The organism is Enterovibrio gelatinilyticus (assembly GCF_028683095.1).
GTDB lineage: Bacteria > Pseudomonadota > Gammaproteobacteria > Enterobacterales > Vibrionaceae > Enterovibrio > Enterovibrio gelatinilyticus.
Map to the genome: position 1 here is coordinate 1 of NZ_JAJUBC010000041.1, position 12,452 is coordinate 12,452.

Annotated in this window: 13 protein-coding genes; 6 read left to right on the plus strand and 7 right to left on the minus strand. The window is 46.9% G+C overall.

Going from position 1 to position 12,452, the window contains the following annotated elements; genetic code table 11:
- Nucleotides 1–52: 52 nt before the first annotated feature.
- Both LRP50_RS23290 and LRP50_RS23295 read right to left on the minus strand, forming a co-directional pair.
- A complete protein-coding gene (locus LRP50_RS23290) occupies nt 53–757 on the minus strand; it encodes a class I SAM-dependent DNA methyltransferase (RefSeq protein WP_274166814.1) in 705 nt (234 codons plus the stop codon).
- A 20-nt stretch (nt 758–777) separates the two neighbouring features.
- Nucleotides 778–1,494, minus strand: a complete 717-nt coding sequence (locus LRP50_RS23295; protein WP_274166815.1) for an RluA family pseudouridine synthase — start codon at nt 1,492–1,494, stop codon at nt 778–780.
- Between the two features lie 257 nt (nt 1,495–1,751).
- Between LRP50_RS23295 and LRP50_RS23300 the strand changes: the two genes are divergently transcribed.
- The gene (locus LRP50_RS23300; RefSeq protein WP_274166816.1) at nt 1,752–2,237 is read left to right on the plus strand and encodes an acyl-CoA thioesterase; all 486 of its coding nucleotides are present in this window, start codon (nt 1,752–1,754) and stop codon (nt 2,235–2,237) included.
- 88 nt (nt 2,238–2,325) lie between these two features.
- On the opposite strand, the gene LRP50_RS23305 is transcribed toward LRP50_RS23300, so the two are convergent.
- Complete coding sequence (locus LRP50_RS23305) at nt 2,326–2,931, minus strand: TetR/AcrR family transcriptional regulator (protein WP_274166817.1); 606 nt, start codon at nt 2,929–2,931, stop codon at nt 2,326–2,328.
- Between the two features lie 92 nt (nt 2,932–3,023).
- Here LRP50_RS23305 and LRP50_RS23310 point away from each other — a divergent pair, with 92 nt between their 5' ends.
- Nucleotides 3,024–4,049, plus strand: coding sequence for an SDR family oxidoreductase (locus tag LRP50_RS23310; protein ID WP_274166818.1), 1,026 nt, complete (start codon nt 3,024–3,026; stop codon nt 4,047–4,049).
- 133 nt (nt 4,050–4,182) lie between these two features.
- Here the strand turns inward: LRP50_RS23310 and LRP50_RS23315 are convergent, their stop codons facing one another.
- The 3 genes from LRP50_RS23315 to LRP50_RS23325 all read right to left on the minus strand — a co-directional run bounded on the left by LRP50_RS23315 (nt 4,183) and on the right by LRP50_RS23325 (nt 7,846).
- Nucleotides 4,183–5,694, minus strand: coding sequence for a CoA-acylating methylmalonate-semialdehyde dehydrogenase (locus LRP50_RS23315; protein ID WP_274166819.1), 1,512 nt, complete (start codon nt 5,692–5,694; stop codon nt 4,183–4,185).
- A 75-nt stretch (nt 5,695–5,769) separates the two neighbouring features.
- The gene (locus LRP50_RS23320; RefSeq protein ID WP_274166820.1) at nt 5,770–5,898 is read right to left on the minus strand and encodes a hypothetical protein; all 129 of its coding nucleotides are present in this window, start codon (nt 5,896–5,898) and stop codon (nt 5,770–5,772) included.
- 10 nt (nt 5,899–5,908) lie between these two features.
- A complete protein-coding gene (locus tag LRP50_RS23325) occupies nt 5,909–7,846 on the minus strand; it encodes a bifunctional 5-dehydro-2-deoxygluconokinase/5-dehydro-2-deoxyphosphogluconate aldolase (protein ID WP_274166821.1) in 1,938 nt (645 codons plus the stop codon).
- Between the two features lie 186 nt (nt 7,847–8,032).
- Between LRP50_RS23325 and LRP50_RS23330 the strand changes: the two genes are divergently transcribed.
- The 4 genes from LRP50_RS23330 (at nt 8,033) to LRP50_RS23345 (ending at nt 11,744) form a co-directional block, all read left to right on the plus strand.
- Nucleotides 8,033–8,644, plus strand: a complete 612-nt coding sequence (locus LRP50_RS23330) for a TetR/AcrR family transcriptional regulator (protein ID WP_274166822.1) — start codon at nt 8,033–8,035, stop codon at nt 8,642–8,644.
- A 131-nt stretch (nt 8,645–8,775) separates the two neighbouring features.
- A complete protein-coding gene (locus LRP50_RS23335; protein ID WP_274166823.1) occupies nt 8,776–9,816 on the plus strand; it encodes an NADP-dependent oxidoreductase in 1,041 nt (346 codons plus the stop codon).
- Nucleotides 9,817–9,949: 133 nt separating this feature from the next.
- A complete protein-coding gene (locus tag LRP50_RS23340) occupies nt 9,950–10,426 on the plus strand; it encodes a DM13 domain-containing protein (RefSeq protein WP_274166824.1) in 477 nt (158 codons plus the stop codon).
- A gap of 406 nt (nt 10,427–10,832) precedes the next feature.
- A complete protein-coding gene (locus LRP50_RS23345) occupies nt 10,833–11,744 on the plus strand; it encodes a DMT family transporter (RefSeq protein ID WP_274166825.1) in 912 nt (303 codons plus the stop codon).
- A 77-nt stretch (nt 11,745–11,821) separates the two neighbouring features.
- On the opposite strand, the gene LRP50_RS23350 is transcribed toward LRP50_RS23345, so the two are convergent.
- Nucleotides 11,822–12,388 (minus strand): DNA-3-methyladenine glycosylase I, encoded by a 567-nt coding sequence (locus LRP50_RS23350; RefSeq protein WP_274166826.1) that lies wholly within the window; start codon nt 12,386–12,388, stop codon nt 11,822–11,824.
- Between the last annotated feature and the right edge of the window lie 64 nt (nt 12,389–12,452).

A 12,452-nucleotide genomic window follows, 5' to 3' on the forward strand; every position in this document is an offset into this window, starting at 1 on the left:
GTTGCAGGCTTTTTTCGTTAGCTTCGCCGTCAGGTAGGCAACTTAAATCTATTTATGAGTGTGCTTTCTCGCACCTCAGAAAGATGAAGTTGGGGTTGTTTTTTAAATGGTTATACGTAGATTCCGATATGGCTTTGGCGCTTTCTTCAACGTTTCCCTCAGAGATATGGGAAATAACTAATCCTGCCGAGGTTACCGCGCTGCAAATCTCAGTAAGAGAGCGTCGATAAAAATGAACCTTAACTGGCACACCAACCGTGTTCCATTCTTCTTCTATCTGTTCACGGCTGAAATAATTACCTGACGGAGAGCACTCAAAATCGGCAAACGGGTGATGGGTTGAAAACACCATATAGCCGCCTCGCTTTAATACGCGAAATACCGCTTCAAACACAGGCACTAAATCTTCCACGTAGTGCAACACCAGCGGACATACGATTACATCTGCGCTCTCATCCGACTCCAAAGGCAAGCCTAGCGAGATGTCTTGAGTATAGGCGCGCATTTGATCGCCGAACCTATTGTTAACCAGCGCAACCATCTCTTCCGATAAATCCGTGCAGACAAGGCTCTTTACAGATTGTTGTAAAAACCATTCTGCATAGGCACCGGGGCCGCAACCAATATCAATAACATTCTTACCCTTTACGCAGTCTAATAAGGCCAACGTTGATGGTCGTTCCAGCATCGCATTGTAAATATTGTTTTTTACCGCTTCTGCATACTTCGTTGCATGCTTTGTGTACATTTCAGACATCACTTTTACCGATTACTGTTTTACTCAAATGCACAGGGGCATTCCGCATGCATTACTTCACCACTTACTGGATGTTCGAAGAACAAATCACTCGCATGAAGTTGAAGCCGATCTGCCAACTGTTCACTCTGCCCGTTTTTATATAAATCACAGCCAAGAATCGGATGCCCTATGCTTTGGCTGTGAATGCGCAACTGATGAGTGCGTCCGGTGACTGGTGTATACAGCACCAAAGTTCGGCGTGGGTTATCCAATCGCTTTATCACTTTATAATGGCTGGTTGCCGATTTTCCTGTTTCATAGCAAACCTTCACACACGGAAAAAGCAGTTTGTCTTTGGCAATTGGCGCAGTCACTTCGCCCTGATCATCGGATACCCAGCCTTCTAACATGGCAACATAACGTTTTTGGATCGTTCTCGCCTGGAACTGCCTGTTAAGGTGCTGGCCAGACGCTGCATTTAAGCCAACAACCATGACACCTGATGTGCCGAAATCTAATCGATGCGGCAGAATGGCATGGGGAAAAGCAGGTGTATGCCCCTCTTGTCCATTCACTAAACGGTAATGCACTGAATCCCAGTTCAACGGATTTTTCCCTGAAAGACTGAACAAACCGCTCGGTTTATTTATCAGTAAGATATCCGCATCTTGATAAAGAATGTCGACGACACCCTCGCAGGCGGGTGCAATAAAATTATCCACGATGGTATGCATTTGTGAGTCTTCTTGGGGCATTTACTCATTTCCGAGGGTGAGATAAGCACAGCATAAACATGTTATTCGAAGCGGCGATAATAACTGTTCCATAAAAGCATCGCATCCAATTCGACGTATTAATTAACCCGTTCACAAGTCACTGCTTTTCGTTGTTGTCTATTTCAACACACCAAGGATGATTTATGCGTTAAATTCACTAAAAACAAAGAAAAGCCCAACATCCCTTTAATGTGTTTGTTATAAATAAGGGTATTCACGTAGTAAGGATCATAACGATGAGCGCAAAACAACGAGACATAACATTACGCTTTCTTGCAGAGCCGAGTGATGTAAATTTTGGCGGCAAAGTACACGGCGGGGCGGCGATGAAGTGGATCGACCTTGCAGCCTACGCGTGTGCCGCAGGTTGGAGCGGAAAGTACTGTATTACTGCCTACGCAGGTGGTATTCGCTTTGTTGCGCCAATCCATGTTGGTAATTTGGTCGAAGTGAGTGCAAAAGTTATTTATACCGGTAATTCCTCCATGCACATTGCCATTGATGTACAAGCGAGTGACCCGAAAGAACTAAAGAACCGCCTCACTACACACTGTATTGTCATCATGGTTGCTGTCGATGAAAACGGCAAAACAACACCCATTCCAAAATGGGTACCCGAAACCGATGAAGACAAAGAATTAGAGCAATCAGCGATTCGCTTGATGAACATGCGAAAACAGATTGGCGAAGAAATGGAAGCGCATGTGAAATTGTATAAATAACCCCAGCGCGATGCCAAAACTCAAAAGGCCGCGGATGCGGCCTTTATTCTTTGTCGTCGATTCAACTCAACACTCAAACAGCATCGCGCTATTTAAAAACAGAGAATGCCAGCTTGAGCACATCTCTCACCTTTTCTGGTGCATCTCCTCTCGCTCGCTGCGCCAACGCTGCGGTGAGTTGAGCATCAATATAAACAGCCGCAAGCTGATTCGACATCGTGCTTGGCATCTCGCCAACTTGTCTGGCTTGCTCCACGCGCTGTTCAATAAAACCTAGAAATTGCTGATGCGCTTGTTCAAGTGCTAATTGCGTGCTCTCACCTAGTAAATGCTTCACCTCATTCATTTTTACCATCATGCAACCAGCAGGCAATTCACATCGCTCTTCAACGGCAAACTCAGCAAGATCATCAAGCACGTCTTTGAAAACTGGTTTATGGCCTAACTCTTTTAGCATTGGCAAAAGCAATGTCTCCAAGTAGACCTTTAGCGCTGCTTTCATCAATCCATCTTCGTTATCAAACTCTCGATATAGACCCGGTTTAGAGACTTGCGCCAATTTACAGATTTCATTGATAGAAACGCCTTTTGCTCCCTGCCTCCAGTAAGCAGACATGGCTACATCAAGGATATGGTCGCGATTAAGGGTTTTTGGTCGTCCTCTTGACGCTTTCACAGTGGTTTGATTTTTCATTTGATACCGCTTGGTATTTTATTGTTGACACACTAACTCGAGACAATTAATGTACCACTTAGTATTTAATTAAACAATCAAGGATGTATACCATGACGGAAGAAACGCGTGGGTTAGTCTTATTAACCGGTGTATCGGGTTTTATCGGGCTTCATTGTGCAAAAGAGATGCTGGAACAGGGTTATAAAGTAAGAGGCTCTGTTCGAAGCAAAGAGAAAGAAGACGAAGTTCTGGCGACACTTAACGCCGCATCCGTTAATACTGCGCATTTGAGCTTTGTCCGTTTAGATCTGACCTCAGACAGTGGTTGGGCGCAAGCGGCAGAAGACTGTGATTTCATCATGCACGTCGCTTCTCCGTTCACGATTGCAAACCCCAAAACAGAAGATGAGATGATTGCTCCTGCGGTTCAGGGCTCTCTTCGGGCGTTAAAAGCAGGCAAAGACGCGGGCGTTAAGCGTGTGGTTTTAACGAGTTCTATCTTATCAATGATGGGGTCAATGAAAACAGGTACATTTGGGCCTGAAGATTGGACAGACACACAATCAAAAGCCATCAACACTTATACCAAAAGTAAAACTCTGGCTGAGCGTGCAGCTTGGGAGTTCATGGCAAGCCAATCTGATAAGAATGAAATGGAACTGGTGGTTGTTAACCCTGGCGCGGTATTTGGTCCGTCATTAGGCAAAAATATGACGGGTCAAACCATGACACTATTCAAGCAAATGTTGCAAGGTAAAATCCCCCTAGTTCCGAACTTCGCCTTTCCAATGGTTGATGTTCGCGATGTCGCCAAACTTCACGTTGAAGCACTGACCAACACTGAGGCAAACGGAAAACGCATTATTGCTGCCACCGCAGAGCCGCACAGCTTTATCGAGATCGCTAAGATCCTCAAAAATGAAGGTTACAAAGGACCAAGCACCAGAAAAGCCCCTGATTTTCTATTGCGTCTTACATCCATTTTTGACCGTGAAGCGAAAGGAATGCTTGGAATGTTAGGGATGAATCTGCATTCAAATAACACTGAAACCCGAACTCTGTTCAACTGGACGCCTCGAACAATGAAAGAGTCAGTGCTAGACACAGCGAAGTCCATTAAAGCCACTGAAAGTTAACATGTTCAAACCAGCTTTAGCTTTAACTTCACTCGACGCTTAGCGTCACTGCTTTTTCTGGTTAGTAACAAAAAGGCCGCAGATGCGGCCTTTTTGCTCTACAACACACGGTCGTTGATACACAATCTGCGCATTAGCCCATGGTCGGCATCGTAAAGTGGCTTGCGTGGGTTTCCAAACGCACACTGGCAGGCCAGCGAGTGGTCACGGTTTTCATGCGGGTATAAAAGCGCACGCCATCGTTGCCGTGAACATTCAGTGGGCCAAAGATGGAACGCTTCCAACCGCCGAAGCTATGAAATGCCATAGGAACTGGAATGGGTACATTCACGCCAACCATACCCGCCAGCACATCTTCACTAAACTGACGTGCGGTTTCGCCGTCACGCGTAAAGATGGCGGAACCATTGCCATATTCATGTTGATTGATGAGTTCGAGCGCTGTTTGATAGTCCGGTACACGAACAACCGACAAAACAGGGCCGAAAATCTCTTCTTGGTAAATGCTCATGTCAGGGGTGACATCATCAAACAAGGTTGGCCCTACATAGAAACCATTGTCGTGACCCTCGACTTGGCATTCTCGCCCATCAACCACCAACGTTGCACCTTGCGCTTCGCCGGCATTGATATAACCAATAATTTTCTCTTTGTGCTGCGCGGAAATCACAGGACCCATGTCGTTTTCGGGGCCTTCTACAATGCCCGGACCAACACGCATTTTGGCTATGCTTTCTGACAGAGACGCAATCAAAGTATCCGCGGTTTCATCACCCACTGCGACAACAACCGACAATGCCATGCAACGCTCCCCTGCTGCTCCAAACCCCGCTCCCATAATCGCACCACTTGCCATATCCATGTCAGCATCTGGCATCAAAATGCAGTGATTTTTCGCACCGCCAAGGGCCTGACAACGCTTTCCATGAGCCGAAGCAGTGGAATAAATGTATTCAGCAATAGGTGTGGAACCGACGAAACTCACGGCCTGAACGCGTGGATCTGTAAGCAATACATCCACCGCTTCTTTGTCACCATTCACCACATTGAACACGCCGTCGGGCAATCCCGCTTCTTTGAGCAATTCAGCCAAAACCAAGCCCAATGACGGGTCTTTCTCTGACGGCTTAAGTATGAAAGTGTTACCGGTAGCAAGGGCAATGGGAAACATCCACATGGGTACCATAGCGGGGAAGTTGAACGGTGTAATCCCTGCACAAACACCCAATGGCTGCATAAGCGAATGACTATCTACCCCGGAACCAACATTGGCTGAACTCTCACCTTTTTGCAGGTGAGGAATGCCGCACGCAAACTCCACCACTTCTAGGCCGCGAGTTAACTCACCCACGGCGTCTGAGTATACTTTGCCGTGCTCGTTACTAATCAAACGCGCAAGCTTATCTTGATTCGCTTCCAGCAAAGCTTTGAACTTGAACATGACGCGAGCTCGGCGCAAAGCAGGCGTCTTCGCCCACTTAGGAAATGCCGCTTGAGCGGCAGCAATGGCTTGCTCCACTTCTTGCGCTTTACTCAAAACAACTTGGCGAGTTTGCTCTCCCGTTGCAGGGTTAAAGATCGCGCCAAAACGGTCTGTGGCGCTATCGACTATCTCGCCATTAATAAAATTATGAACGGTTTCCATGTCTTGGGTCTCCATGCTTAAATTCTGGGTACGTAGATCCTGATTACTTAAAATCTGGCCGCATTACATCTGAATTCATAAGTCAAAATAGGCCAGCCCTGCATCGCGCGCAAATGCCGACCAATTACTATAACCGAGTGTGGCATACGTCAGCAGAGCAGCGATAAAATAGTCTTTCCCTGCCTCAATTGCCTCAATAGCCATAGATTCCTTCCTAGCGTTGACGCCATGTTTCGATAAGCTCAAGGTAGTTCGCTTTAACCGCATCAACAAAGTGCTCGTTATCCAGTTCACCCCTCATCCACTGACGGCTTGGTTCTCCAAATATGGTTCTTCCTACCGCAAACCCTTTCACCGTTTTCGCTTTAGCAGACGCTGAGAAACCAGCTTTAAGTTCGTCGGCTGGCGCATCAAGACCTAACAACACCACCCCACGACAATGCGTGTCACGATCAAGGATTAAGGCATCAACTTCTTGCCAACCATTTGCCGTGAGCGGAGGTAGCTTCCACCAATCAGGTTTGATCCCAAGGTTATAAAGTCGCTTCATAACGCGAAGATAAAGTTCATCCTCCACATCAGCACTTACGGCTTCCCCGTCACGGGGCAATATGACTTCCACCAACAGTTCATTACCGGTGGCACAACATGCTTGGTAAACCTCAAGCAAGGTTTGCTCTTGCTCCAATTGCAGTTCACGTTGGTCGTCCGGGTGATAGAACATCAAACACTTCACAACTTGCTCTCTTGGCCAATTGGCGAGCTGAGTGCCAATGTTGCCATGCTCTAAACGAAGAGGGCGAGAACCCGGCAGTTCAATCGGTCGTCCCACCCAATAACGCTCTCCCACCGAATCACCAAATCCCGTTGCTGCGTTGAGAACTTCCGTTCCAAAAGTAGAGTCACACAATATGCCGGCTTTTCCTTGCAAGCCCGCACTCTCAGCGACTTCTTGCGCCGCGCGCCAAATAAGCTTTTTCAGATAGGGAATGTGGTCGATATCAATGCCTGCTTGTTGCGCCATTTCAACAAATTGAGAACGATGGTCAAAGGCTAACACACACAGTTCTGGCCACTCTTTTTCGCGGGTTGTCACGCGATGTAAGTGATTGAGGTTATGGTCTCTGTCTGGACGTGGAATCTCATGTTCATGAAGAAGATAATAATCGAGTTCTTCTTTGGTTGGCATGGCAGGCGAACAACCGTGACGAGACACAACCAAAGCACCACAGGCATTGGCATAACGGCAACATTGTTCCCAAGGCTCGTCATTCAGATAACCACGAAGTAAACCAGACATAAATGCATCGCCCGCGCCGAGCACATTCAGTACTTCCACGCGTACGCCTTTTACTGTAATCCCATCATCAAGATGGTTACCGATATCATCAGTAAAAACGCTGCATCCAAGAGGACCACGCTTGCACACTAAAGTCGCATCGGTAAGGCCACGCACGACTTTCAGTGCTTGAATGGAATCTTCTGATCCACCAGCAATGTGAAACTCTTCTTCGGTGCCCACAATCAAGTCGAACAAACCAAGCACTTCTTGAAGCTGGTTGGTGACATCCTCAGAGGCGATAAAGCGTGTTTCACCGTCACCCAACGACGTCAACCCCCATAACACGGGGCGGAAATCCACATCCAGCGCCGTACGCACTCCATGCTTTCGCGCATAATTGAGCGCTGTAATAACCGCTTCTCGCGAGCTTGGGTTAGATAAATGGGTACCCGTGATTGCCAGACACTTCGCCGAGGCGATGTAATCTTCGCTAATGTCATCTGGCGTAATGGCTTTGTCTGCACAATTGTCACGATAGAAAATCAGCGGAAAAGTGTCTTCGTCTTTAATGCCTAGCAAGACCAACGCTGTCAGGCGCTCTTTGTCTGTGATGATGTGGCTCGTATCAACACCCACACGCTCAAGTTCTTCACACACAAAACGCCCCATGTGCTCATCACCCACACGAGCCAACATGCCAGATTTAAGCCCTTGTCGTGCCGTTCCATGTGCGACATTACCCGATGAACCACCTAGATATTTCGCAAATGTACGCATGTCTTCCAACCTTGCACCCACCTGCTCGCCATAAAGATCGACGGCGACCCGCCCTAGGCAAATAACATCCAATGTCCTTTCCTGCGTTGTCATGTCTCGCTCCTATCCGATCGTGTGCTTTGTCTCCACAAACACAAAATGAAACATTCATTTCATTTAATGGTAATTGCGAAACGTATTCAGCGCAACCCATGAAACAAACATTTCATTAACGCCCGTCCACATTTTTCATTCATTTCAAACTAGACGACTGGTCTAATCTCTTGTAAGGTTGCGCTCATGAATACAGAATCACACTCTACTCGTCAGCACATCCTTGATGTGGGCTACCAGTTAATTGCAGAAAAGGGCTTCTCTAATGTTGGCCTGTCGCAACTGCTTGCTCAAGCTGGTGTGCCAAAAGGCTCCTTCTATCACTACTTCAAATCTAAAGAAAAATTTGGAGAAGCGCTGATTGAAGACTATTTCGCTGGCTATCGTTCTCGGCTTGACGTTTTATTCAGTGACCCGTCCCTGAATGGATTCGACAAGATGATGACCTATTGGGGCAAATGGATAGAAGCCAGTAACAACAAAAGCGCCAACCAACCGTGCTCGAACCAACGCTGCTTAGTGATAAAACTCAGCGCCGAAGTCTCCGATCTTTCTGATGCTATGCGCGTATCACTACTCAATGGTGCTAATACCGTTATTGATATGCTGGCAAATTGCATTCAGCAAGGTGTAGACGATGGCTCAATTTCTGTGGCCAACAGTCAAAAGGCTGCAGAACAGCTCTATCACATGTGGATTGGCGCAGGCCTGATGAGCAAATTGAATCAAAACACTGAATGCTTATCGCAAGCATTGAACACCACTGAACGTTTACTGAAAGGTGACGTTGCTTTTTAATCTGTCACGTGACAATGCATTACCGATTAACTCGGGAATAAACCTATCTGTGATTGGAAATACCGCCATAATTTGTTGGCGGATTTTTTTACCCAAACACTAGACGACTGGTCTAATTTAAGGAAATAACAATGTCTTCAACCATGGAAAACACGAAAATCGTTCTTGCCTCTCGCCCTGTCGGCGCACCTGTTACCGATAACTTCCGTTTGGAGACGTCAGCGGTTCCAGCCTTAAATGCAGGTCAAGTGCTGCTTCGCACCATTTACCTCTCGCTTGACCCTTACATGCGCGGTCGCATGAGCGATGCCAAGTCCTACGCAGATCCAGTCGAGATTGATGATGTCATGGTGGGTGCAACTGTTTGTCAGGTAGAAGATTCTCAACACACTGACTTTGAAAAAGGTGAATGGGTATTGGCATACACTGGCTGGCAAGGTTACGCCGTGTCTGACGGTGAAGGTCTACTCAAGTTGGGTAAGAATCCTTCACACCCGTCTTTTGCGCTCGGCATCATGGGTATGCCCGGCTTTACCGCATACATGGGCTTGCTAGACATTGGTCAACCTAAGGAAGGTGACACGATCGTGGTTGCCGCGGCTACTGGCCCAGTCGGCGCAACAGTTGGTCAAATTGGCAAGCTGAAAGGCTGCCGGGTTATCGGTATTGCAGGTGGTGAAGAGAAATGTCGTTATGCTGTCGAAACATTAGGGTTTGATGTTTGTATCGACCACAAAGCCGACGATTTCGCGCAACAGCTGGCTGCGGCATGCGACAAGGGCATCGACGTATATTATGAAAACGTTGGCGGCAAAGTATTTGACGCTGTCATGCCATTGCTTAACACCGGAGCACGTATTCCTGTGTGTGGCATGATTTCCCAATACAATGCGACAGCGCTTCCAGAAGGCCCAGACCGCATGGGAATGCTGATGGCAACCCTCCTGATTAAGCGTATCAAGATGCAAGGCTTTATCATTTTTGATGACTACGGACACCGCTATAACGAGTTTGCCGCAGACATGACCAAATGGTTAACCGAAGGGAAAATGCAATATAAAGAACAGGTTGTTGACGGTCTTGCTAGCGCGCCAGAAGCGTTTATGGGTCTCCTTGACGGTAAAAACTTCGGCAAATTAGTGATTAAAGTCGCCGACCCTGTTTCGTTCTAATTTGTAAGAACTCACATAAAAAGCTTGTTGGTGTTTTCACTGGCAAGCTTTTCATTTCACGGTTAACAAATCAGCGTGTTATGGTTAATGAAATAATCTGTTTAGTATGGATACACAAACAGGAGCCATCACAATGAAACCTCATCACCTCCTCTTACTTCTTTTTTCCCATGGTTTGGCCATTGGCGTTGGTTTTGCAGCGGGTATTTACGCACTTCCCATCTTAATTGCGCCCTCAGGACCAAGCACAGAAGAAGTCTCAACGTCAGCCGAGAGTGCTAGTTTTTACGGTGAATTTCGTAAGGATCTCATCTCTAGCGACACCTTTCACTGGGGTGAAGGTGCGGTGGCAATTGGGTCAACAGCCATTTCATTTCAAGGCGAATTGGCACCAGGACCAGACTACAAACTCTATTTGTCACCAGAATTCGTTGAAACCGAGGTGGATTTTGAGCGTCTCAAGTCCAAAATGGCCAAAGTGGGCGATGTTAAAACCTTCGACAATTTTTTAGTGAAAGTTCCCGCTCACATTGACCCAACGCGTTACAACACGGTGATTGTTTGGTGTGAATCCTTTGGGGAGTTCATCACGGCAGCACGCTACCAATAATTGCCTATTTGCGGAGAGTCTTGCCCCAGTGGTTATCCGCTCTCGCTACCATAGCTCCAGCCATTTTGACTTTTCCTAGCACAGCTTTTTCCTTTCATAGAGATAGTCAATAATGGCTATCACTATGATCCTTTCTTGACCTAACCCAACAAATCTCTCCCTATATTTACCGCAACGCTAACAGTTATTCACTATAAAGAGTCGTTGCACATCAAGAACATCTGCGTTAGTTTGGTTGTTCATCCAATAGGAACGTTATTAATCATGTTCACTTTTACGCAATCACTCTGGCTCCTGCTTCTTATGCCCTTCAGTCGGTAGAGTGATTCGTTCCCGGCTGTGAGCAACGCAGCCGGAACTCGTTCTCACAGCCTTGATTTTTCAATACAACATCAAGGAAGTTTCAATGAACGACGCGGCAGTCAGTACACCCTCCACTTCAGATTATCGTCAAGGCATCATTTATGCGTTGATCGGCACAGTGCTATTTTCCATCAAACCTGTGCTCATCAAACTCGCTTACACCGCTGGCGGTGACGCGACTGCGATCATGAGTCTCCGTGCTGTCTCATCACTTCCTCTCTACTTGGTTATGTTGCTCTGGCTTTGCCGCCTCCCCGAACAAAGAAGCAAGCTGCGTCAATTTGGTTTGCAGGCTGCGCTGGTTGGTGTTCTTGGCTACTACTTTGCCTCGCTACTCGACATTTTGGCGCTGGAATTTATTTCAGCTCAGCTTGAACGCTTGTTGATCTTTCTCTTCCCTTCGTTCGTGGTCGCAATCAGTTGGTTTTTCCTCAAAGAGAAGCCCGTTAAAGGCACATTGCTATCCATCTTGCTCGGATACATCGGCGTTGCATTGATTGTCGCCCACGATTTGCAGTCATTCGGCTCTCAAGTCTGGGTCGGTAGCCTAATGGCAATCATTTCCGCATTGGTCTTCGCCATCTATTTGGTTCTCAGTAAAAAAGTCATTGGACAGATTGGACCGCAACTCTTTACCAGTGTGGGAATGGGCAGTGCTGGTGTGGTGATCATGATGCAACACCAACTTAAAGGTGCTGATTTTTCATCTATGCCAAGCGAGTTGGTTTTGATGGGTATTACTATCGGTATTTTCTGTACCGTGTTGCCCTCTTACTTTGTTGCCGCTGCCATGGCGAGACTGACACCGTCAGTGCTCAGCTTAACCAGCAACATTGGCCCCGCCATCACAGCGCTGTTTGCCATCACTTTGCTCGACGAAACGTTTACGATTTTGCACGGTATTGGGATGTGTTTGGTGGTGTATGCAGTGGTTAGGATGAGTAAGAAAAAATAACGCCTAAGGGGACATAGAACTAAGCAGTGGGCTGAAAGCCCGCTGCTTTTATACGTTGGTGGTGAGACTTCTAGAGATTACTTGCCAACATCCACGCCATAACGAAAACACGATGTCATGTGGTCATTGACCATGCCCGTGGCTTGCATGTATGCGTAGCAAATTGTACTTCCGACAAATTTGAAGCCGCGTTTCTTCATTGCCTTGCTCATTGCATCTGACTCTGGCGTTGTTGCAGGTACATCCGCCATGGTTTCCCAATGGTTCACAATGGGCTTTCCGCTGACAAACTGCCAAACATAGGCATCAAAACTGCCGAATTCTTTTTGTACATCGAGTACCAGTTTGGCATTGGTGACAGTGCCGTTCACTTTCAGTTTGTTTCTCACTATCGCGGGATTTAAAAGTAGTTCAGCAATTTTGCTTTCGTCATAAGCGGCCACGGTTTCAATATCAAAGTTATCAAAAGCTTCTCGATATCCTTCTCGCTTTTTCAGGATCGTTGTCCAGCTCAGGCCAGCTTGAGCGCCTTCCAAGATCAGCATTTCGAACAACTCACGATCGTCATGCACAGGCACACCCCATTCTTCATCGTGGTAAACCTGATCGAGCGAACTGGTATTAGCCCAACTACAACGTTCCATATTTCATCCTTAATTAGCGTAAGCCATGATGACCAATATTGGCCCAATCAACCTGATTTCTCAG

Excerpts from the sequence above, each read along its gene's own strand:
- LRP50_RS23320 (WP_274166820.1), bottom strand. The coding sequence starts at position 5,898 with ATGGCTATTGAGGCAATTGAGGCAGGGAAAGACTATTTTATCGCTGCT.
- LRP50_RS23305 (WP_274166817.1), bottom strand. The coding sequence starts at position 2,931 with ATGAAAAATCAAACCACTGTGAAAGCGTCAAGAGGACGACCAAAAACC.
- LRP50_RS23315 (WP_274166819.1), bottom strand. The coding sequence starts at position 5,694 with ATGGAAACCGTTCATAATTTTATTAATGGCGAGATAGTCGATAGCGCC.
- LRP50_RS23350 (WP_274166826.1), bottom strand. The coding sequence starts at position 12,388 with ATGGAACGTTGTAGTTGGGCTAATACCAGTTCGCTCGATCAGGTTTAC.
- LRP50_RS23335 (WP_274166823.1), top strand. The coding sequence starts at position 8,776 with ATGTCTTCAACCATGGAAAACACGAAAATCGTTCTTGCCTCTCGCCCT.
- LRP50_RS23300 (WP_274166816.1), top strand. The coding sequence starts at position 1,752 with ATGAGCGCAAAACAACGAGACATAACATTACGCTTTCTTGCAGAGCCG.
- LRP50_RS23295 (WP_274166815.1), bottom strand. The coding sequence starts at position 1,494 with ATGCCCCAAGAAGACTCACAAATGCATACCATCGTGGATAATTTTATT.
- LRP50_RS23330 (WP_274166822.1), top strand. The coding sequence starts at position 8,033 with ATGAATACAGAATCACACTCTACTCGTCAGCACATCCTTGATGTGGGC.
- LRP50_RS23345 (WP_274166825.1), top strand. The coding sequence starts at position 10,833 with ATGAACGACGCGGCAGTCAGTACACCCTCCACTTCAGATTATCGTCAA.
- LRP50_RS23340 (WP_274166824.1), top strand. The coding sequence starts at position 9,950 with ATGAAACCTCATCACCTCCTCTTACTTCTTTTTTCCCATGGTTTGGCC.
- LRP50_RS23310 (WP_274166818.1), top strand. The coding sequence starts at position 3,024 with ATGACGGAAGAAACGCGTGGGTTAGTCTTATTAACCGGTGTATCGGGT.
- LRP50_RS23290 (WP_274166814.1), bottom strand. The coding sequence starts at position 757 with ATGTCTGAAATGTACACAAAGCATGCAACGAAGTATGCAGAAGCGGTA.
- LRP50_RS23325 (WP_274166821.1), bottom strand. The coding sequence starts at position 7,846 with ATGACAACGCAGGAAAGGACATTGGATGTTATTTGCCTAGGGCGGGTC.